The sequence below is a fragment of the Pantoea sp. Ft-CA_14 genome (assembly GCF_024520875.1).
Taxonomy (GTDB): Bacteria; Pseudomonadota; Gammaproteobacteria; order Enterobacterales; family Enterobacteriaceae; genus Pantoea; species Pantoea agglomerans.
Genome location: NZ_JALNPM010000010.1, coordinates 150778 through 171953 on the forward strand (window position 1 = coordinate 150778; position 21176 = coordinate 171953).

Sequence of the window (21176 nt, forward strand, 5' to 3'; positions counted from 1 at the left end):
AGATTCAGTCTGATCTGTCTATAATCAGCGCCCCAAACTGAGGTAGACCATGACAGTAACCACATTTTCCGAACTCGAACTCGACGAAAGCCTGCTACTAGCGTTGCAGGAAAAAGGCTTTACGCGCCCAACAGTGATCCAGGCTGCTGCAATTCCGCCCGCGCTGGAGGGCCGTGACGTTCTGGGTTCGGCACCTACAGGGACCGGGAAAACCGCCGCGTATCTGTTACCGGCGTTGCAGCACCTCCTTGATTTTCCGCGTAAGAAATCTGGCCCGCCACGCATCCTGATTGTGACCCCGACCCGCGAACTGGCGATGCAGGTCGCCGATCATGCGCGTGAGCTGGCGAAACATACCCATCTGGACATCGCCACCATCACTGGCGGCGTGGCTTATATGAACCATGCCGAAGTGTTCAGCGAAAACCAGGACATCGTGGTCGCCACCACCGGCCGTCTGCTGCAGTACATCAAAGAAGAGAACTTTGACTGCCGCGCAGTAGAAACCCTGGTGCTGGATGAAGCGGACCGCATGCTCGATATGGGCTTTGCCCAGGATATCGAAACCATCGCGGCTGAAACGCGCTGGCGCAAGCAAACCCTGCTGTTCTCTGCCACGCTGGAAGGCGACAATATCCGTGACTTCGCCGAGCGTCTGCTGAACGATCCGGTTGAGCTGGAAGCGGACCCAAGCCGCCGTGAGCGCAAAAAGATCCAGCAGTGGTACTACCGCGCTGACGATCTGCAGCATAAGACCAAATTACTGATCCATCTGCTGAAACAGCCGGATGTGACGCGCAGCATCGTCTTCGTGCGTAAGCGTGAACGTCTGCATGAGCTGGTGAGCTGGTTGCACGAAGCGGGGATTCGTAGCAGCTATCTTGAAGGCGAAATGGTGCAGGCAAAGCGTAACGAAGCGATTAAACGTCTGAGTGAAGGCCGCGTTAACGTGCTGGTTGCGACGGATATCGCCGCGCGCGGCATTGACGTTGAAGATGTCAGTCACGTCTTCAACTATGACATGACGCGCACCGCTGATACCTATCTGCACCGCATCGGGCGTACCGGTCGTGCGGGCCGTAAAGGCATCGCCATCTCACTGGTTGAAGCGCACGATTTTGTGCTGCTGGGCAAAATCACCCGCTATGTGAACGAGCCGATCAAAGCGCGCGTGATTGATGAGCTGCGTCCTGAGACGCGGGCGCCAAGTGCCAAAACGACCGGTAAACCGTCGAAAAAGGTTCTGGCGAAGCGCGCAGAGCAGAAAGCCAGTGAAACAGAAAAACCGCGTGTGAAAAAACGCCATCGTGATGCCAAAAATGTCGGCAAACGCCGCAAGGCAAGCGGCAGTACGCCAGCTAACGAGAATGCGGAATAAATCATCGCAGCTATAAAAAAATCGCCTCACAGGAGGCGATTTTTTTTATCTGATAATCAGTAACAGCCCTTTCACAATCTTTTATCTGCCAGAGCGCTTTCTTCATGACACTGGCATCAGCGTGCCGGGCAGTTAACTGTTTATCTTCTTCATAATATTAATAAAAATTGCTGTGTGCGCTTTGCGCTAATTTTCAGCAGCCGATAACTCAGGCTGCTTAAAGACTTTCAGTAAAGGTACGGGTAATGACGTCGCGCTGCTGCTCAGGCGTCAGTGAGTTAAAACGCACGGCATAGCCTGAAACACGGATAGTCAGCTGCGGATAGTTTTCAGGATGTTTAACTGCATCTTCCAGCGTTTCGCGACGCAGAACGTTGACGTTCAGATGCTGTCCACCTTCAACACGTACCTGAGGTTTGATTTCAACCGGCACTTCGCGGAAAGCGAATTCGCCCAGTTCGCTGATGGCGACAACCTGATCTTCTTCGTAGCCCGCTTTTGCACACAGGCAACGCGCTTCGGCTTTCTCTTCGTCCAGCAGCCAGAAGGAGTTCAGTAGTTGTGAATTGTTTGATTGAGTGATCTGGATACCAGTGATCATGATTGCGTCTCCCGGGTAATACGTGGATAAATCAAATTTGAGGCCCCGGTATATCACCTTTGATTTCGTACAGCTTTGACCTGTATCAATATTAATCAGGCATTCCGACCGCTTTTAAGCTAACCCGTTGATCTCAATACCCCTGTCACCTAAACTTAATTTGTATTATTCAAATTATTTTTGCCTTCAGGTCAGCGGCAGGAACCGCTAAGCTTATGGCACTAACGTTAAGGGAGTTAAACATGGCTGAAAAGCTGACCTGGCACGACGTGCTGGCTGAAGAGAAAGAGAAACCCTATTTTATCGAGACGCTGAAGCAGGTCGCCGATCAACGCGCCGCAGGTGTCACGGTCTATCCGCCGCAGAAAGATGTGTTCAACGCCTTTCGCCTGACGGAGCTGGGCGACGTCAACGTCGTGATACTCGGTCAGGATCCCTATCACGGGCCTCATCAGGCGCACGGCCTGGCCTTCTCGGTACTGCCTGGCGTCCAGGTGCCGCCCTCTCTGCAGAATATCTATAAAGAGCTGATGCAGGATATTCCAGGCTTTCAGAAGCCCAATCACGGCTTTCTTGAGAGCTGGGCAAAACAGGGCGTGATGTTGCTGAACACCGTGTTGACAGTTGAGGCGGGCAAAGCGCATTCCCATGCGCGATTTGGCTGGGAGACCTTTACGGATAATGTGATTGCGGCGATTAACCAGCACTGTGAAGGGGTGATTTTTCTGCTGTGGGGTTCACATGCGCAGAAAAAAGGCAGCATTATCGATCGCCAGCGCCATCACGTGTTGCAGGCACCGCATCCCTCGCCGCTCTCCGCCCACCGTGGCTTTTTCGGCTGCAAACACTTTTCAACAACCAATGAACTGCTGAGCGCTGCCGGTAAAAAGCCGGTGGACTGGACGCCGGTTTTACCTGACTGACGCCAGAAAGCACACGGCCGCGTCAGTGCGCGGCCGTGTAACGGGATTCAGGCGTTGAATCAGCTTTTCGCTTTGGAAACCGCAACCATCGCCGGGCGCAGCAGGCGACCATTCAGCGTATAGCCACGCTGCATGACCAGCATGACATGGTTTGGCTCAAACTCTTCAGACTCCATCATCGACATCGCCTGATGCACTTCCGGGTTAAACGGCACGCCGGTTTCGCCGACCACTTCAACACCGAATTTACGCACGGCGCCCAGCAGGCCTTTCAGGGTCAGTTCAATCCCTTCAATCATCGAAGCCAGCTGTGGGTCCTCTTTGTTCGCCACTTCCAGCGCACGTTCGAGGCTGTCGATTACCGGCAGCAGTTCGTTGGCAAACTTCTCCAGCGCAAATTTGTGCGCCTTCTCAACGTCCATCTCGGCACGACGACGAATGTTCTCAATCTCTGCCTGCGCACGCAGCTGGGCATCGCGCACACCGGTCTGCGACTGCGCTAATTCAGCTTCGAGCTGAGCAATACGCTCATCACGCGGATCCACCTCTGCCGCTGTCTCCGCTTCCTGAGGTTGCTGCTGATCCTGCTGAATTTCGTCTGAGACTTGCTCGTTTGGGGTGTTCTGTTCTTTACTACTCATGAATTTCTCCGCGTTTTGCACATTCATTTCGCTGGTTGGCTTATTATGGGGATTGGTATGACGGATTCAAGGGAACCTATCACATTGCCTTACCGTTTTGGCTTATAAGGAACACCGACCAGATGAACAAACACTTTAACTGCATTGGTATTGTGGGTCATCCGCGCCATCCCACCGCGTTAACCACGCATGAGATGCTCTGGCGCTGGCTGACAGCCAAAGGTTATCAAGTGATCGTTGAGAAGCAAATTGCGCAGGAGCTGTCGCTTCACGACGTACAGACGGGCACGCTGGCGGAGATTGGTCAGCATGCCGATTTAGCGGTCGTGGTGGGCGGTGATGGCAATATGCTGGGCGCAGCGCGGGTGCTGGCGCGCTACGACATTAAAGTGATTGGGATTAACCGCGGTAATCTCGGCTTTCTCACCGATCTTGATCCGGATAATGCGCAGCAGCAGCTGGATGAGGTGCTACAGGGCAACTATTTCGTCGAAAGCCGCTTTCTGCTGGAAGCGCAGGTGTGCAAATCTGACTGCTCGCCGCGCATTGGCTCCGCTATCAACGAAGTGGTGCTGCATCCCGGCAAAGTCGCGCACATGATCGAATTTGAAGTCTACATTGATGAAGTGTTCGCCTTCTCCCAGCGCTCGGATGGGCTGATTATTTCGACACCCACCGGCTCGACCGCCTATTCACTCTCTGCGGGCGGCCCGATTCTGACGCCGTCACTCGAAGCAATCGTGCTGGTGCCGATGTTCCCGCATACGCTGTCAGCGCGGCCACTGGTCATCAACAGCAGCAGTACCATCCGTTTGCGCTTTTCCTCGCGTCGCAGCGACCTGGAAATCAGCTGTGACAGCCAGATTGCGCTGCCGATACAGGAAGGCGAGGATGTACTGATTCGACGCAGCAGCAACCACCTGAACCTGATTCACCCCAAAAACTACAGCTATTTCAATACGCTGAGTTCAAAGCTGGGCTGGTCAAAAAAATTGTTCTGAAATGCGGCCTCTCCTCTTTACTGGATAAAAAACCAGTTTATACTGTATGAAAAACCATATGTGTTTATTCATACAGGTGAACCTATGCTGGCCCAACTGACCATCAGTAATTTCGCTATCGTTCGTGAGCTCGACATTGATTTTCAACGCGGCATGACAGCAATCACTGGTGAGACCGGTGCCGGTAAGTCTATCGCGATTGATGCGCTGGGATTATGCCTGGGTGGTCGTGCTGATGCCGACATGGTGCGTCAGGGTGCCAGCCGGGCCGACCTCTGCGCCCGCTTCCAGCTTAAGTCCTCCCCTTCTGCTCAGCGCTGGCTGATTGATAATCATCTGGATGACGGCAACGAATGTCTGCTGCGCCGGGTTATCAGCGCTGACGGACGTTCCCGCGGCTTTATCAATGGCACGGCGGTGCCGCTCTCTCAGTTGCGCGATCTCGGCCAGTTGCTGATTCAGATCCACGGCCAGCATGCCCATCAGCTTCTGCTCAAACCAGACCACCAGAAACATCTGCTGGATGCCTATGCCGGTCACGACGATCTGCTGCAGCAAATGCGCGCCAGCTATCAGACCTGGCATCAGAGCTGCCGCACCCTGGCGCTGCATCAACAGCAAGCGCAGGAGCGCGAATCCCGCCGCGAGCTGTTGCAGTATCAGTTGAAAGAGCTGAACGACTTCGCTCCGCAGCAGGGTGAATATGAGCAGATCGACGAAGAGTATAAGCGTCTGGCCAACAGCGGACAGCTGCTGTCGACCAGCCAGCAGGCACTGCAACTGTTAGCAGACAGCGATGACAATAATCTCAACAGCCTGCTCTACAGCGCACGTGAGATGATTTCAGAACTGACCTCACTGGATGAGAAGCTGAACGGCGTTCACAACCTGCTGGAAGAGGCGGCGATTCAGCTGAGCGAAGCCAGCGATGAGCTGCGCCACTACTGCGACAGCCTCGATCTGGACCCTAACCGCCTGTACGAACTGGAACAGCGTATTTCGCGCCAGATTGCTTTAGCCCGTAAGCATCACGTCACTCCTGAAGGGCTGCCTGAACTGCATCAGCAACTGCTGGCGGAAGCGGAACTGCTGTCTCAGCATGAGAGCGATCAGGAGAGCCTGCAATCACTGGTGGGTGAACACTATCAGGCCGCGCTGCAAAGCGCAGAGCAGCTGCATCAGCAGCGCAGCCACTATGCCGATGAGTTGCAGCTGCTGATTACCCAGAGTATGCATCTGCTCTCAATGCCGCATGGCCAGTTTAAAATCGCGCTGACCTTTAATCCGGATCAGCTGACCGCAGACGGTGCGAGCCGCGTCGATTTCCAGGTGACGACTAACCCAGGTCAGCCACTGCAGCCGCTGGGCAAAGTCGCTTCGGGCGGTGAATTGTCACGTATCGCCCTGGCGATTCAGGTCATCACCGCGAAGAAAATGGAAACGCCGGCGATGATTTTCGATGAAGTGGATGTCGGCATCAGCGGCCCGACCGCCGCCGTGGTGGGTAAACTGTTGCGTCAGCTGGGCGAATCGACTCAGGTGATGTGCGTAACCCACCTGCCGCAGGTTGCCGGTTGTGGTCATCAGCATTTTTATGTCAGCAAAGAGACCGATGGTGCGATGACCGAGACCCATATGCAGCCACTGGACAAGCGTGCACGTCTGCAGGAACTGGCACGACTGCTGGGTGGCAGCGAGGTCACACGCAATACCCTGGCCAACGCAAAAGAACTTTTAGCCGCATAGCAGCGCACTTTTTTAACCGGCTGGGGTCATAAGCTTGCTCTGTAGAGGTTTCCAATAGCGAAAAGGTTTATTATCATCGGCACTTATGTCGCCAAAGTAATAAAGCCTGCCGCAGGCAGAGTTCAGATTTTGATGGCAAGAAAACCGCCTGTAAAAGGCGTTTGGCCCCGGAAAAGGAATGTATAGATGCGCTGTAAAACGCTGACTGCCGCGGCAGTAGTAATGTTGATGATGACCGCCGGATGTTCCACCTTAGAGCGCGTGGTCTATCGTCCTGATATCAACCAGGGTAACTATCTGGTAGCTAACGACGTAGCCAAGATCCATACCGGTATGACACAGCAACAGGTGGCTTACACCCTCGGTACGCCGATGATGAAAGACCCGTTTGGCAGCAACGTATGGTATTACGTGTTCCGTCAGGAGCCAGGTCATGAGCGCGTGAAGCAGCAGACGCTGACACTGAACTTTGATGGTAACGGTGTTCTGACTAACATCGACAATAAGCAGAATCTGGCCAGAAACAGCGACTGATTGAACGTAAGACCGTTTAAACGACAGACAGCAAAAAGGCGCACTGAGCGCCTTTTTTTATGCCCGCTATCCACTGAGTCTGAAGGGATAGCGACTTATTTTTTGCTTTCTGCCGCACGCTCTGCGCGCTGACGGCGCAGCTCTTTGGGATCGGCAATCAGCGGACGATAGATCTCAATACGATCGCCCTCATTAACCTCATCACCCAGCTTCACTGGCCGACTGTAGATGCCGACTTTGTTACTGGTGAGGTCAATCTCCCGACGCAGTTCCAGTAGCCCTGACTTTTCGATGGCCTGCTCTACCGTGCTGCCCTGCTCCACTTTCACGTAAAGCTGATACTGTTTTTCAGGTAAGGCGTAGACCACCTCAACGGAGATCTCAGGCACTGTAGACCTCTTTGGCACGCTGAGTGAAAGCCTGCACCATGCTGTTGGCAAGCTCTTTGAAGATACGGCCAAAGGCCATCTCTACCAGCATGTTGGTGAATTCAAACTCCAGGCTTAATTCAACCTTGCAGGCGTCATCGCCCAGCGAGACGAACTTCCAGCCGCCGGTCAGCTTGCGGAACGGTCCATCAACCAGTTGCATATGAATGCTCTGGTTATCTGTCAGGGTATTGCGGGTGGTAAATGTCTTGCTGATGCCCGCTTTCGACACATCCACGGACGCAGTCATCTGATTCTCTGACGCATCCAGCACGCGGCTTCCGGTGCAACCCGGCAGGAATTGCGGATAGGCATCCACATCATTTACAAGTTTGTACATCTGCCCGGCACTAAACGGGACCAGCGCCGAACGACTAATCTGAGCCATAATGGTTCCTGTTCATCACGAAACCGCTGAATAATAGCATTTTCAGCGATTAAACAAAAATGTCCCCGAGTGAGGGTGTGCTAGAATATCCCGTTTCCTGCCGCCCCGCTGGACTGGGGATGCGATAACCGACTAAGTGATGTAAAATACGCCGCACTATGACAAAGAAAAAAGCACACAAACCCGGTTCTGCCACTGTTGCCATGAACAAACGCGCCCGTCACGAGTACTTCATTGAAGAGGAGTACGAAGCGGGATTGTCGTTACAAGGATGGGAAGTTAAGTCACTTCGTGCTGGTAAAGCCAACATCAGCGACAGCTATATTCTGCTGCGCGATGGCGAAGCCTTTCTGTTCGGTTCAACCTTTCAACCCTTAGCCGTTGCCTCCAGTCACGTGGTCTGTGACCCAACGCGCAGCCGTAAGCTGCTGCTGAAGCAACGTGAACTCGACTCCCTGTATGGCCGCGTCAACCGCGAAGGCTACACCATTGTGGCGCTGTCGCTGTACTGGAAGAACGCCTGGTGCAAACTGAAGATTGGTGTTGCACGCGGTAAAAAAGAGCACGACAAGCGCGATGATATCAAAGACCGCGAATGGCAATTAGACAAAGCACGTATCATGAAGAATTCAAAGCGTTAAGCACTGGATTTTGAGTTGTTTTGTTGTTAGTATTTGAAGTTCTGGGGCTGATTCTGGACTCGACGGGATTGTGAAGCCTTAGGAGCATGCCGAGGGGCGGTTTGCCTCGTAAAAAGCCGCAAAAAAATAGTCGCAAACGACGAAAACTACGCACTAGCAGCTTAATAACCTGCTTAGAGCCTTCTCTCCCTAGCTTCCGCTCTTAAGACGGGGATCAAGAGAAGTCAAACCCAAAAGAGATCGCGTGGATGCCTTGCCTGGGGTTGAAGCGTTAAATCCAATCAGGCTAGTCTGTTAGTGGCGTGTCTGTTCGCAGCTAACCGGCGAATGTAAAAACTGACTAAGCATGTAGTGCCGACGGTGTAGTAATTTCGGACGCGGGTTCAACTCCCGCCAGCTCCACCAAATTCTTGGTTGATGGTTACCAGAACCATCATCGAAGTCCTGAGAGCCCGCAAGGTGAAAGCCTTGCGGGCTTTTTTGTGTTTGTAACCTTCCGAGATGATCCGCCTGAATCTGATGATAATTGGTACACGTTTAGGTACACGCTGTAATGTGGGCCTAATGCGTGTATCAATTATGGACGGAAATCAGTCATGGAGCGGCTTACACGCCCCCTCACAAATAACGAAATCCTCAAAGCTAAGCCTCAAGAGAAAGACTTCACACTGCATAATGGTGACGGCCTTTTCCTACTCATTAAAACGTCGGGTAAGAAGCTATGGCGTTTTCGCTACCAGCGGCCAGAAAGTTGAAACCTCACAAATCTTAGTCTTGGCGCATACCCTGCTCTAACGCTTGCTGTCGCACGCCAAATGCGTGACCAGTATTTGTCGCTGCTGGTAGAAGGGATCGACCCACAAAAGCAACAAGCGGAAGTGTCAGAACAACGCCTAATCGAGTTAGATAGCATTTTTCAATTGTGGCCGGGGGTGGTTCCACCTTAAAAGCTAAAGCGTCACCGAGGATTATGCGAAGGATATTTGACGATCGCTGGAGAAAGACATCTTCCTTACAATTGGTGAGATTCCTGTTCAAACGCTCAAGGCCAGAGCGATCTTTGAAGCATTGGAGCCGATTAAAGCTAGCGGGGCACTTGAGACAGTTCGCCGTTTGGTTCAGCGCATTAACGAGATCATGATTTTTGCAGTCAACACAGGGTTGAATGATGCGAATCCCGCTTCTGGCGTTGGGATGGCCTTTGAAAGGCCAAAGAAGAAAACATGCCAACATTGCGACCGGAAGAACTGCCAAAGCTAATGCGTTCTCTAGTCATGTCAAATCTTTCTGTTTCGACTCGCTGCCTAAATGAATGGCAGCTCTTGACACTTGTTCGCCCTTTTGAGGCTTTCGGTACTCGGTGGGAAGAAATCGATCTCGATACTAAGCTCTGGACTATTCCATCAGTACGGATGAAGGCTAAGCGGGAGCACATTGTTCCTTTATCACCTCAGGCTTTAGGTATTTTGGAAGTAATGAAGGCTATCAGCGCTCACCGAGAGTATGTTTTTCCAAGCAGAAATAATCCACAGCAACCAATGAATAGCCAGACGGCTAATGATGCTTTAAAACGGATTGGATATGGTGGTAAGTTAGTTGCACATGGATTGCGTTCAATTGCGAGTACAGCAATGAATGAAGCTGGATTTAACGCCGATGTAATTGAAGCAGCTCTGGCGCATTCAGAGAAAAATGAAGTGCGTCGTGCCTATAACCGTTCCACTTATCTTGTACTCCGTCAGGAGCTAATGACTTGGTGGTCAAATTTAGTTTATAATCAATTTATTATCAAACCGTTAGAGGTAAAAGATGGCAATCCTAACATTAGATCAGAATGAAGAATTAGCGGAAGAAGGAATTTTATCTGGAGTTGAAATAGAAGATGAAGATATCTCGAATGAATCTTATGAAAAAGAACCTTTTGACACTGATTCTATTTCAATAACATCTAAAATTGTCGCCTTAGATACTGTTCTTAGAAGAATAAAAAACAAGACCATTAAATTAGCTCCCGACTTTCAACGAGAGTATGTGTGGGATATAAAAAGGAAAAGTCAGCTCATTGAGTCTATGATGCTTAAAATACCTTTACCAATGTTCTATGTTTCTGAAGATAAAAATGGAATATGGGAGGTTGTAGATGGTCTCCAGAGGCTGACTACTATTAAAAATTATGTTCTAGGTGACGATAATGATGGTAAAGGCTTTAAGCTCAAAGGGCTTGAGTTTTGGTCAGAGATTTATGATGGTTTGGATTTTTTTAATCTAGAAAAGCAAGCATCTAATGTTAAGGTCGTCAATAACATTTTAGAAACTGAGCTTTCATTTATAGTAATAAACCCCGAGACACCAGAAAAAGTAAAAAGAAATATTTTCAAGAGGATAAATACTGGGGGAATGAGATTATCAAACCAAGAAATAAGGCATGCTCTTTATCAAGGTAGAGCCAGTGATTTGTTAAAAATATTAGTTGAAGATAATGTATATAGCAATGTAATTAATAACACCGTTAAAGATAATAGAATGGCTGGAAGAGAGTTAATCCTAAGGTTTTTATCTTTTTATTTACTAAACTACACTACTTACAAAGGCGATATGGATGATTTTCTTTCAAACACTATGAGAGCTATAAATGGTGAAATTGATATACCATTCAAGGACATAGCAATCCCAGATGATATAGAGATTGTTAAATTATTTAGAACTGGATTATCTCGAGCTTATAGTTTGTTTGGTGAGCATGCCTTTAGGAAATCATTACCTAATGACGCAAGAAAAACACCAATAAATAAATCACTATTTGAGCTATGGCTTTGTGTATTATCTAAAATGAAAGAAAATACATATAACACGTTAAATGCAAAAAAAGATTTACTTATTAAAAGATACTCTGAAATAATGCAGGATGATGATTTCATCAATTCAATTAGCAGACATGGCTCAAGTATGCAGGGTGCTAAACACCGCAGAGAACAGATATTAAAATTGATTAGGGAGATTAAAAATGCTTGATTACATCAATATTAAATCATTCAAGTCTTTCATAGACTCGACTATTTCGTTGAATAAATTAACAATTTTAACCGGGCTTAATAACTCTGGAAAAAGCTCTATCATTCAAGCCATTAGAATGTGCCTGTTATGCAAAGACAATTTATCTCCATATATTCTAGGGCATGGTGATTTTTCAGAGTTAAAATCAAAACTATCTTCACTTCATTCTAAAATTGATATTTCCTTGAAAGAATCAAATAATAATTCAAGTGGGATTTTGAATATAAAACTGGAAGAAGACACTACCTTGTGCGACTGCAATATAGAACCCATATCATATGATTATATAAGCGCTGATAGGCATGGCCCTAGTGTAATTTTACCAACAATGAATAATGACATTAGTAACATTACTATCGGATCAAAAGGTGAGTATTTCGTTGATTATTTCTTGAAATTTGAAAATGTAATTATCCCTGAATTAATTAGACATGAGAATTCAATTGGTAATACGCTAAAACATCAAGTATCATATTGGATGAGTGAAATATCACCCGGCGTTGACTTAAACTTTGAAGTTAACAAAAACCATGACATCTCTCATCTTGAAGTAAATACTTTCCGTGCAACCAACACAGGTTTTGGCATTAGTTATTCATTGCCAATTGTTTTGTCGGCTTTAACAATGAGTTCTATGCCACCGCTTGATGAATTTAAAAATTCCAAATTAAAAAAATGGCACAGCTGCCCTAATAAACTACTTATTATTGAAAATCCAGAAGCACACTTACATCCTAAGGGGCAAACAGCTCTTGGAAAATTGATTGCCTTAGCCTCAGCATGTGGTGTTCAAGTTATCATCGAAACTCATAGCGATCATTTTGTTGATGGTGTCCGATTAGCAGTCAAACAGTATAACGCACTTTCCGCGCAAGACTGTTCAATTCATTACCTTACAAGAGAAAAAGGAATGCAATCTGTTAGTGAGGTAATTAAAATTAGTGAGGATGGAAAGCTAAGTTCTTGGCCAATAGGATTTTTTGACCAAACATCAATAAATTTATCAAAATTAGCCAAACGAGATAAAAAATGAATGCCACATTTATACTTGATGAACGTTGGTTAATTAATGCACTCAGTGTAATCCCAAACTCTATTGGGCATTTAGAAGACATTGCTGATTTGGTAGACAATATAAATGAAAAATCAAATTCATTCATTCTTTGCTGCTCTGAAATTTATGAAAAAGAATGTTCCGACCAACAGCTTTGTGATGTACTTTTTGGCGATTTAGCTAGGCATCCAATATCTAGGGATGCATTATTACGCTTATCTGTCATGTTAAACTCGATGGAAAAGATCGATATTAAAATTGATAATAAAAACATCGAATCAGATGCATTAAAAATATTAAAAGAATATGACTTCGGTGGGTTAATTTTTAATGAAGATATCGTTACCGACTGGTGGAAGCCAGAATCAATGATGGTAGTTAATGAAAAAAACAATATAGAAAAATACTATAGACTTCAATCGCTTTATGAAATGATTTCCTATCCCGATCTTTCTATCCATCTCGATGATTTATTCCCATTGTTATATTTCCTTCCTGACGCAAAAGATTTCTCCAAGCTAGGCGTTTCTCACAGAGAATATCTTCAAATCATCATTGAACATTTATCTTACTTAAATGATCACGCTCGCAATCATTATTTAGAGGATAGAGACTCTTTTAATCGCACAGCAAGTTCGCATGGTGTTGATCTTTCTGGAGAAAGTAGTAACACAAGAAGTAACCCTAGTGCAATCAGAGAAAGAATTCGAACTATAGAAAATATTAATCTTGGGTTTGAAATGCATACTAAGATAACGTGGAATAAGGGTAGGATTCATTTTCACATCGGAAATAACCTACCCGCGTCAGTATCAGAAATTACAGAAGGGAAATTAATTATCGGAATCGTGTGCGAACATTTGTCAACGTGACATTTACTTCCAGCGCGCAATGCTATCCCCGCCACGCCTGCCCGCTTTATGCATCGCTTTTCATGCAGGTGCATGATGCGGGCCTGACCGAGCCCGGTAAGTCCTGAACAGGGGAAAGCGATGCATGATCTTGCATGCAGATCCATGTCGCAAGATAAAAATCTTGCGTGCTTTCCTGTGTCTGCGATCTTCCTTAAAATATACCCCTCGACTAACGCAATGCCCGCTTCATCGTCTGACTAACTCCATAAAATTACGAAACTAATTTGCGCCTCGCTGTGTAAGTTGATCCCCATAGTTAGTGACCTGAGTATATTATTTTAAAAACAAACAATGAATAATTCAGATAACGAAGATTTATAGAAACAGTGTTTATTTAAGGTAGATCTAATCAAGGCACATACCTGCCTGATTCAAAAAGGATGTCATTCACACAGATGGAGTTGAGTTATGGATGATGGATTAAAGATAGTATTGTCTCCTATCCAGCTTGCTGCTGCCCTTTCTGACAAGTCAGTCACCGAATCTGAGACAATGTCTAACCGTCTCATGGGTGGGTTGGGGCTGGTAATGGGAACGCTGGAGCTGGCCGGGGCAACTGCACTTTGTATCGCTCCCGAGCCTACAGGTTTGACAAAGGCGGCCTGCATCGTTATTGGCGGGCACAGCATGGACAGTATCAATACCGCAGCAAATCAGGTTCTGAGCGGCAAGAATGTTCGTAGTGCAACATATCGGGCCGCCATTGAGATGGCAAAACAGTTTGGCGCTGATGAAGATACAGCGTGGAAAGTAGGCCTGACCGTAGATGTGGGCGTGCCGATAGCTTTTTCTCTTGGACTTGGCGCGGCGAGAATTGCTGCCGTTCGTGTTGGACGAATCAAATTAATTGAGCATGAATCTGTCTCTGGATTAAAACCAGGCGGGCATACGCTTTTAAAGCATATTGGAAAATCACCCCAGGAACTTCATGAAAGAATTATCCAATCCAATGGGGTATTGGATCTATCTGGTTCGTTCTCGTCGCTGGAGATTGCCGAAGCAGCCATATCAAAGGCACTTCATAATAATCGGGAATGGATAAAACTATGGGCTGCAAGTAAACCACGACATAACATGACGATAAGTTACGATGTGGGTAAAACCGTTGGTTATGTTGTTCAGAAAGGGAGCAACACTGCGTATAAAGCAACTAAAATCAGAGTTGCGCTGAAGTATCAGACTTACAATAACAAACCTTATTATATAATTACTTCTTTTCCAGATAAGTGAGTTGATCATGAGCCGTGCACCTCTTGCCCCAAACTTAGATTTATGCATTGTTGGAACACTGAATCAGGACTTCGACGTTATCACTGGCGCTGATACGATGGATGGTGCCATTGATGTAGTCGTTGACGAAGCTTCTCCAGAAGAAAGATGTGATTTACGTAAAGAAATTACTGACTTTCTCAAGCTGTCAGAAGAAGAGATAAAGGAAGAGTTTTCTCAGCGCTGGCCAGATATTTCACCTGATTACGCCAGCAGTTTTTTGCTCTATTTCCTTGAAAGCATCAAAAGATACGATGAAAGATGATGTTGCGTGCACGCCCATTCGTGAACTGATTGGTAGGTTTAACCTTCGATGTTGCTGTACCTGTTGCTCTTTCTCTGGGGGCAGGAGCGGCGAGAATTGCAGCCATTCGGACAGGACGCATCAAACTTATTCAACATGAATCAGTAACTGGTAACACGCCCGGAGGCCATGCAATTTTAAAGCATATTGGTAAAACACAGCATGAATTAGCAGCCCGGTTAAAAAGCACAGAAAATATGGCTCGCCCGCCAAATGCCATTAGTTCTTTCACCAATATAGATCTGGCCGAAAAGTCAGTATCCGATGCAATAAAAGCAAATAAAGAGTGGATAAAAATTTGGGCGGCAAGCAGACCAGGACATAATTTAAATATCAAATATGACACCGGGAAAGCCATTGGTTACTCCCTGTTCAGGGGTAGTCAAAAACTGACTCCGGCAACGAAAGTCAAGGTTGTTCTTAAATATGAATTGTACAACGGCAAGCCTTACTATATTCTGACTGCATTCCCGGAGGTTTAAATTATGCTACTCACTACTAATATAGATATTCTGATTGAAGGGACATTAAATCAGGACTTTGACTTTATTACAGGTGCTGATATCATTGATGAAGCTATTGATATTTACACAGCTGAATTAACACTCCAGGATCGTGAAGACCTAAAAAAAGAAGTGATGAACTTTCTGACATATGACGATGAACTGATTAAATCAGAGTTCAGAGACAGATATATTAACGCCTTTGCACCGGAAGATGGTAAAGGGTTGCTTCTGCGAATACTCGAAAGCATCAACAAACATAGTGACCATGGCAATCCCTTATAAACGAGAATTGGTGTTCGATGGAGGGTTACCAGAACTTCGTCGAACTCCTCAAAGCCCGCGAGATAAACGTACTGCGGGCTTTTTGTGTCTGTGCAGCCCTGCGGCCTTCCGTGCGAATGCGCTTCAGGCATGTCTATCAACATTTTCTGCAACGTCATTACCATACTCCCTTCCGCCTCCCCACTCCCCCTTTACAGCCCCAACCCAAACACGAAATAATACCCTTCTACGCCGGGCCACAACGCCCTGCCAACGCTTAAACCAAACTCAACTCTGCGGACACCCTATGAATAACGAAATCTCTCTCAAATACTATGATGTCGCAGATGAGTATGCGACGGAGTCCGCTAAGCCGGTGAGCGAAGCTGAACGTACCCCGCTGGCGCATTACTTCCAGCTGCTGATCACCCGTCTGATTAACAACGAAGAGATCAGTGAAGAGTCGCAGCAGGATATGGCGCGTGAAGCGGGTATTGATGAGCAGCGTATTGATGAAATTGCCGAGTTCCTGAACCGCTGGGGCAACGAGTAACAGACACTCACCGGCAGACGAGCTTTGCGCAGTTCGCCGGTTAATCGGCCTGACTCAACAACCTGATTCGACACAGCGCCGGTATCCCCGTAACAACGCCCAGTGCTGACAGCCACGTGTATCACGTGGCTGATGTCCGTTCCCTGCCCTACCGACCCATCTTCGTCTTTATCTGCCGCTACACACTCTATCGCTCTCGCCTTAACCAGCTACAAAGTCCCCTTCCGCCCCACATCCTCTGGCGCACCTGAAAATTATCATCCAGACTTATATAGTCTGCGCAGGCATTGTGTTTTACACTGCGCGCTGTAAAAAACTGAGTAGATTAAGCAGGCAAAAATGGCGATGAACGGAACGATCACAACCTGGTTTGAAGATAAAGGTTTTGGCTTTATCAAAGATGAAAACGGTGATAACCGCTATTTTCATGTGATTAAGGTCGCCAATCCTGATCTGATCAAGAAAGATGCGGCGGTGACGTTTGAACCCACCACCAACAACAAGGGCTTATCCGCCTATGCGGTGAAGGTCGCGCCGACAAGCAAATACATCTATATCGCAGGCGAGCGGCTCAAGATCACCTCGATTAAGTCTTATCTGGTCTACAACGAAGAAGTGCCGGTCGATGCCGGTGTCGATAAAGAGAACGCGGTGTTGTCAGTGGGACTGTTGCTGAATAATATCCGGCCGAAAACTGACCCGAACGCCAATGAGATGCGCTCGCTGAAAAAGCTGGCCGTCACCACCTTCCAGGGTACGACACTGATCTTCTCTGAAGACGAGATCGACATTGAAAGCACGGTTAAAGTGCTTAAAGGCCTGAAGTAATCCCGAATGCGGGCCGAAATTCTGTTGGCAGGATTTCGGCCTTCAGCCTCCCGCCAGCCTGCTATTCAGGCACATTTCTCTGACACGAAATCCCCGCCCACAGGGCTGATACATAACAAAGCGTTGCTCTGGCGGATAAAACCTTCCTGCTCTCCCCTCTAATCCATTGTTTATGATAAAACAAAGGTCAAAAGCGCAGCTCATCAAGGTTCATCCCCACAAAGCGACTTTCCAGGGTAGAATTAGAAACTTTGTTCAGTCATTGCCAATGTTTTCCATCATCGCAAAGTGATACGAAAAGCGGGTGAAATAAGGTATAAAGCCGCATGAAAATCCCAAACAGAATCCAGCCCCTGGTCGATGACGGCCTGATTGACGATGTCCTGCAGCGGCTGAAAAGCGGCAAAGAAGCAGACGTCTATACCGTACTATGCGGCGGCAAGGTGCAGTGCGCCAAAGTCTATAAAGAAGCGACCCAGCGCAGCTTCAAGCAGGCGGTGCAGTATCAGGAAGGTCGTAAAACCCGCAATAGTCGCAACGCGCGCGCCATGCAGAAAGGCACAAAGTTCGGCCGTAAGCAGCAGGAAGAGTCCTGGCAGACCGCCGAAGTAGATGCCCTGTTCCGCCTGGCGAACGCCGGTGTTCGCGTGCCGCAGCCTTATCTCTGCATCGACGGTGTGTTACTGATGGAGCTGGTGACCGATGCCAATGGATCGGTCGCGCCACGTCTCAGCGATGTCTCTCTGTCTGAAGAGCAGGCGGTGACGGATTTCCACACCATGATCCGCAACATCGTCCGCATGCTCTGTGCCGGTATCGTTCACGGTGACTTATCCGAGTTCAACGTGCTGCTGGATGACCAGGGCCCGGTGATTATCGACCTGCCACAGGCGGTCGATGCGGCAGCCAATAACCATGCCGAGTCGATGTTTGAACGTGACGTGGACAACATCACCTCTTACTACGGTCAGTTCGCTCCGCAGCTGTTGAAGACGCGCTACGCCAAAGAGATCTGGCTGCTCTATGAAGATGGCAAGCTGACGCCGGAAACACCGCTTACCGGGAAGTTTGTGGAAGAGGAGCGCGTAGTCGATATGGATTCTCTGATGGATGAGATCATCACCGCAGAAGATGAATATTACGAGCGCCAGCGCGCCAGCCGTGAGCGCGACGAAGAGTAACTGCATCAATAAAAAAAGGCAGCGAGTCCCCTCGCTGCCTCTCACTTACCGCACTATCACAACGCCATCACCGCACGATGACCGTCAGCGCAATCAGAGTTAAGCCGATGATCATCACGCCGACAAAGACCTTATCGAGCCTGCTTTTTTTCATCTTCTCCTCCCTAGAACCACTGACCAAAGCGACGGATGTAGAATCGTTTCATGCCCTGCGCCACCAGGCAGTAGCTGAACAGCGTCAGCACCAGCCACGGGAAATATTGCCATGGCAGTGGCACCAGACCAACCATCGCACCCAGCGGTGAGAACGGGATCAGGATGCCCAGCGCCATCACCGCCAGCGTAGTCAGCATCACCGGTAAGGTGGCGCGGCTCTGAATAAACGGAATCTTCCGGGTACGCAGCATATGCACCACCAGCGTCTGTGACAGCAGCCCCTCAATAAACCAGCCGGACTGGAACAGCGACTGCACGCCTGCATGGTTAGCGCCGAAAACAAACCACATCAGCGCAAAGGTGGTGACGTCAAAAATTGACGAGGTCGGGCCCATCCACAGCATGAAGCGCTTGATGTTGCCGGCATCCCATTTACGCGGCTTATTCAGAAACTCACGGTCAACCTTGTCCCACGGCAGCGCCAGCTGGGAAACGTCATACATCAGGTTCTGAATCAGCAGATGAATCGACAGCATCGGCAGAAACGGAATAAAGGCACTGGCCACCAGCAGCGAGAAAACGTTGCCGAAGTTGGAGCTGGCGGTCATGTTGAGATACTTGATGATGTTGCCAAAGGTCTCGCGTCCTTTGAGTACACCCTCATTCAGCACCTGTAAATCCTTCTCCAGCAGGATGATGTCCGATGAGGCTTTCGCCACATCCGCCGCGCTGTCCACGGAAATCCCGGTGTCGGCTGCCCGCAACGCAGGCGCATCGTTAATGCCATCGCCCAGGAACCCGACGGTGTGACCGTTCTGCTGCATCAGCCGCACCAGACGGGATTTCTGCAGCGGCGTCAGCTGAGCAAACAGGGTGCAGCGCTCGGCTTCCTGCGCCAGCTCATCATCGTTCATCGCCTCAATCTGATCGCCGGTCAGCATGGCCGGATCGGTCAGCCCGACATCGGCACAGACCCGCAGCGTCACCAGCGGATTGTCACCGGTCAGCACTTTCACCGTCACACCGCTGTCACGCAGGGCTTTAATCGCTTTGCCCGCGCTGGCTTTAGGCGGATCGCGGAAGGTCAGCATTCCCTGAATAATCAGATCGCGCTCATCACTGTCGCTGAGCGGCGCGTGTAGCTCGCCATCACGGGTTGCCACCAGCAGCACGCGATAACCCTGCTGATGATAGTGTTCGGTCTGCGCCAGCAGCGCCGCGCGCTGTGCCGCATCCAGTGCGACCACCGTGTCGCCCTGCCGCACGGCAATACTCACTGCCAGCATCTCTTCCACTGCGCCTTTGCAGATCAGTTGTGAACGATGCTGAGTCAGATCCTCCACCAGCACCGACACCCGACGGCGGGTAAAATCAAACGGCAGCTCATCGATCAGCTGGAACTGGCTGCGCTGAGACTGTGAAATGACCTTGTCGCCCGCGCAGAGTAAGGCGCGATCCATCAGGTTTTTCGCGCCACTCTGGCTGCCGCTGTTGAGCCATGCCAGCAGCAGCACCTGTGCATCTTCGTTGCCCCGCGCATCCAGATGATGCGCCAGCAGGATGGTGTCCTGGGTCAGCGTGCCGGTTTTATCAGTGCAGAGCACATCCATCGCGCCGAGGTTCTGAATGGCATTGAGCTTTTTAACGATCACTTTGCGGCGTGACATCGCAATCGCGCCCTTAGCCAGGTTGGCGCTGACAATCATCGGCAGCATTTCCGGGGTCAGTCCGACCGCAACGGCCAGTGCAAACAGCGTGGCATCCATCCAGTCGCCTTTGGTGAAGCCGTTAATCAGCAGCACCACCGGAACCATCACCAGCATAAAGCGGATCAGCAGCTTGCTGACGCTGTTCACCCCGCGGTCAAAGGCGGTCTGCGGACGGCTTCCGGTCAGCGATGAGGCCAGGGAGCCGAACCAGGTTTCGCCACCCGTCGCTACCACGACTGCGCTGGCTGTGCCGCTGGCCACGCTGGTGCCCATCAGGCAGATATTCGGTGATGCCAGCCGCTCCTGGGCGGTCTGACCTTCGGCATCGATACCCGCATCGCTGCTCTGTTTCTCAACCGGCAGCGACTCGCCGGTCAGTACTGCTTCACTGATAAACAGATTACGTGAACTCAGCAGACGGACATCGGCAGGCACCTGATCGCCGGTGCTGAGCAGAATGATATCGCCCGGCACCAGTTCACTCATATCCACATCCTGACGCTGCGCGGTTTCGCTGCCTGGCTCACGGCGCAACACGGTGACCTGGCTGCGCACCAGTGACTTCAGTGCCTGCGCCGCACGGTTGGTGCGAAACTCCTGCCAGAAGCGCAGCAGCCCGCTCAGCATCACCATGGTGAAGATGATGATCACGCCGGAGAGATCGGTCTCCTGACCGGCGCGCAGCGGCAGAATATAGTCGGTAAACAGGCTCACCAGCGCCAGGACCAGTAATACGTAGATAAACGGGTTATTAAACGCCATCAGCAGCTGAATCAGCGCGGGTGGCGCTTTCTCATGCGCCACTTCATTACGGCCATACAAAGCCAGTCGTTTCGCCGCCTCAGCCTGAGTCAGACCCTGACGCTGACTGCGCAGGTTCGCCAGCGTCATATCAATGTGCTGGTCTGCCTGCTGCGCCACAGCAAACATTTTTTTACTTTTTTTATCATTACGGTTGCCGGATGAAGTGATCGCAACCTGTTCCAGTTTCATGTCGCTCATTTCGACATCTCCCTGATTTAAAGCAATAGTTGTCCTGCACGGGAAATATCGTGCATGGATAAAGCCTGGCGTGGCCGGGTTATTTAATGGGGTGACTTTCAGAA

22 protein-coding genes, 1 other RNA gene and 1 pseudogene are annotated in these 21176 nt (G+C 49.2%); 18 read left to right on the forward strand and 6 right to left on the reverse strand.

The features are described from left to right. The first annotated feature begins 49 nt into the window (after positions 1 to 49). On the forward strand, positions 50 to 1378 hold the full coding sequence (srmB, locus tag NR195_RS15860; RefSeq protein WP_256844705.1) for an ATP-dependent RNA helicase SrmB: 1329 nt from the start codon (positions 50 to 52) through the stop codon (positions 1376 to 1378). 217 nt (positions 1379 to 1595) lie between these two features. Here the strand turns inward: srmB and grcA are convergent, their stop codons facing one another. Further along, positions 1596 to 1979 (reverse strand): autonomous glycyl radical cofactor GrcA, encoded by a 384-nt coding sequence (gene grcA, locus NR195_RS15865; RefSeq protein WP_010257678.1) that lies wholly within the window; start codon positions 1977 to 1979, stop codon positions 1596 to 1598. 242 nt (positions 1980 to 2221) lie between these two features. On the opposite strand from grcA, the gene ung reads away from it, so the two are divergent. After that, the gene (gene ung / locus NR195_RS15870; protein WP_010257681.1) at positions 2222 to 2902 is read left to right on the forward strand and encodes a uracil-DNA glycosylase; all 681 of its coding nucleotides are present in this window, start codon (positions 2222 to 2224) and stop codon (positions 2900 to 2902) included. 59 nt (positions 2903 to 2961) lie between these two features. On the opposite strand, the gene grpE is transcribed toward ung, so the two are convergent. Next, positions 2962 to 3543 (reverse strand): nucleotide exchange factor GrpE, encoded by a 582-nt coding sequence (gene grpE, locus NR195_RS15875; RefSeq protein ID WP_010257683.1) that lies wholly within the window; start codon positions 3541 to 3543, stop codon positions 2962 to 2964. A 122-nt stretch (positions 3544 to 3665) separates the two neighbouring features. On the opposite strand from grpE, the gene nadK reads away from it, so the two are divergent. The 3 genes from nadK (at position 3666) to bamE (ending at position 6824) form a co-directional block, all read left to right on the forward strand. Next, positions 3666 to 4544 (forward strand): NAD(+) kinase, encoded by an 879-nt coding sequence (nadK, locus tag NR195_RS15880; RefSeq protein WP_256844706.1) that lies wholly within the window; start codon positions 3666 to 3668, stop codon positions 4542 to 4544. An 84-nt stretch (positions 4545 to 4628) separates the two neighbouring features. Next, a complete protein-coding gene (recN, locus tag NR195_RS15885) occupies positions 4629 to 6290 on the forward strand; it encodes a DNA repair protein RecN (protein ID WP_039389657.1) in 1662 nt (553 codons plus the stop codon). Positions 6291 to 6476: 186 nt separating this feature from the next. Then, the gene (gene bamE / locus NR195_RS15890; protein WP_010672176.1) at positions 6477 to 6824 is read left to right on the forward strand and encodes an outer membrane protein assembly factor BamE; all 348 of its coding nucleotides are present in this window, start codon (positions 6477 to 6479) and stop codon (positions 6822 to 6824) included. Between the two features lie 95 nt (positions 6825 to 6919). Here bamE and NR195_RS15895 read toward each other — a convergent pair whose 3' ends face one another. Both NR195_RS15895 and NR195_RS15900 read right to left on the reverse strand, forming a co-directional pair. Further along, positions 6920 to 7213: an RnfH family protein gene (locus NR195_RS15895; RefSeq protein ID WP_033778631.1), complete on the reverse strand. Its 294-nt coding sequence runs from the start codon at positions 7211 to 7213 to the stop codon at positions 6920 to 6922. Then, positions 7206 to 7640 (reverse strand): type II toxin-antitoxin system RatA family toxin, encoded by a 435-nt coding sequence (locus NR195_RS15900; protein WP_009088627.1) that lies wholly within the window; start codon positions 7638 to 7640, stop codon positions 7206 to 7208. The genes NR195_RS15895 and NR195_RS15900 overlap by 8 nt, the downstream gene beginning before the upstream one ends. 158 nt (positions 7641 to 7798) lie before the next feature. Here NR195_RS15900 and smpB point away from each other — a divergent pair, with 158 nt between their 5' ends. The 13 genes and pseudogenes from smpB to NR195_RS15965 all read left to right on the forward strand — a co-directional run bounded on the left by smpB (position 7799) and on the right by NR195_RS15965 (position 18205). Next, the gene (gene smpB, locus NR195_RS15905; protein WP_010257694.1) at positions 7799 to 8281 is read left to right on the forward strand and encodes an SsrA-binding protein SmpB; all 483 of its coding nucleotides are present in this window, start codon (positions 7799 to 7801) and stop codon (positions 8279 to 8281) included. 43 nt (positions 8282 to 8324) lie between these two features. Next, positions 8325 to 8686: a transfer-messenger RNA gene (gene ssrA, locus NR195_RS15910) on the forward strand. Between the two features lie 191 nt (positions 8687 to 8877). Further along, positions 8878 to 10119: pseudogene (locus tag NR195_RS15915) on the forward strand (integrase domain-containing protein). Next, positions 10091 to 11293 carry a DUF262 domain-containing protein gene (locus NR195_RS15920; protein ID WP_256844707.1) on the forward strand — a complete coding sequence of 401 codons (1203 nt, stop codon included), beginning with the start codon at positions 10091 to 10093 and terminating at the stop codon, positions 11291 to 11293. Before NR195_RS15915 ends, NR195_RS15920 begins: the two are co-directional and overlap by 29 nt. Beyond that, complete coding sequence (locus NR195_RS15925) at positions 11286 to 12368, forward strand: DUF3696 domain-containing protein (protein ID WP_256844708.1); 1083 nt, start codon at positions 11286 to 11288, stop codon at positions 12366 to 12368. The genes NR195_RS15920 and NR195_RS15925 overlap by 8 nt, the downstream gene beginning before the upstream one ends. Continuing rightward, positions 12365 to 13261 (forward strand): hypothetical protein, encoded by an 897-nt coding sequence (locus tag NR195_RS15930; RefSeq protein WP_256844709.1) that lies wholly within the window; start codon positions 12365 to 12367, stop codon positions 13259 to 13261. The genes NR195_RS15925 and NR195_RS15930 overlap by 4 nt, the downstream gene beginning before the upstream one ends. Before the next feature lie 450 nt (positions 13262 to 13711). Next, on the forward strand, positions 13712 to 14533 hold the full coding sequence (locus NR195_RS15935; protein ID WP_256844710.1) for an RNase A-like domain-containing protein: 822 nt from the start codon (positions 13712 to 13714) through the stop codon (positions 14531 to 14533). 7 nt (positions 14534 to 14540) lie between these two features. Continuing rightward, positions 14541 to 14837, forward strand: a complete 297-nt coding sequence (locus NR195_RS15940; protein WP_065110696.1) for a contact-dependent growth inhibition system immunity protein — start codon at positions 14541 to 14543, stop codon at positions 14835 to 14837. 29 nt (positions 14838 to 14866) lie between these two features. Next, complete coding sequence (locus NR195_RS15945) at positions 14867 to 15358, forward strand: RNase A-like domain-containing protein (protein ID WP_256844711.1); 492 nt, start codon at positions 14867 to 14869, stop codon at positions 15356 to 15358. Positions 15359 to 15361: 3 nt separating this feature from the next. Continuing rightward, on the forward strand, positions 15362 to 15664 hold the full coding sequence (locus NR195_RS15950) for a contact-dependent growth inhibition system immunity protein (protein WP_061901184.1): 303 nt from the start codon (positions 15362 to 15364) through the stop codon (positions 15662 to 15664). A 286-nt stretch (positions 15665 to 15950) separates the two neighbouring features. Next, positions 15951 to 16196: a YmjA family protein gene (locus NR195_RS15955; RefSeq protein ID WP_256844712.1), complete on the forward strand. Its 246-nt coding sequence runs from the start codon at positions 15951 to 15953 to the stop codon at positions 16194 to 16196. Positions 16197 to 16535: 339 nt separating this feature from the next. Then, positions 16536 to 17024 carry a cold-shock protein gene (locus NR195_RS15960; protein ID WP_010257735.1) on the forward strand — a complete coding sequence of 163 codons (489 nt, stop codon included), beginning with the start codon at positions 16536 to 16538 and terminating at the stop codon, positions 17022 to 17024. A gap of 326 nt (positions 17025 to 17350) precedes the next feature. After that, a complete protein-coding gene (locus tag NR195_RS15965) occupies positions 17351 to 18205 on the forward strand; it encodes a PA4780 family RIO1-like protein kinase (protein ID WP_010257738.1) in 855 nt (284 codons plus the stop codon). Between the two features lie 67 nt (positions 18206 to 18272). On the opposite strand, the gene mgtU is transcribed toward NR195_RS15965, so the two are convergent. Both mgtU and mgtA read right to left on the reverse strand, forming a co-directional pair. Next, positions 18273 to 18359: a magnesium transporter protection protein MgtU gene (gene mgtU, locus NR195_RS22980; protein WP_350029534.1), complete on the reverse strand. Its 87-nt coding sequence runs from the start codon at positions 18357 to 18359 to the stop codon at positions 18273 to 18275. A 10-nt stretch (positions 18360 to 18369) separates the two neighbouring features. Continuing rightward, complete coding sequence (gene mgtA / locus NR195_RS15970; protein ID WP_039391420.1) at positions 18370 to 21072, reverse strand: magnesium-translocating P-type ATPase; 2703 nt, start codon at positions 21070 to 21072, stop codon at positions 18370 to 18372. Positions 21073 to 21176: the final 104 nt, after the last annotated feature.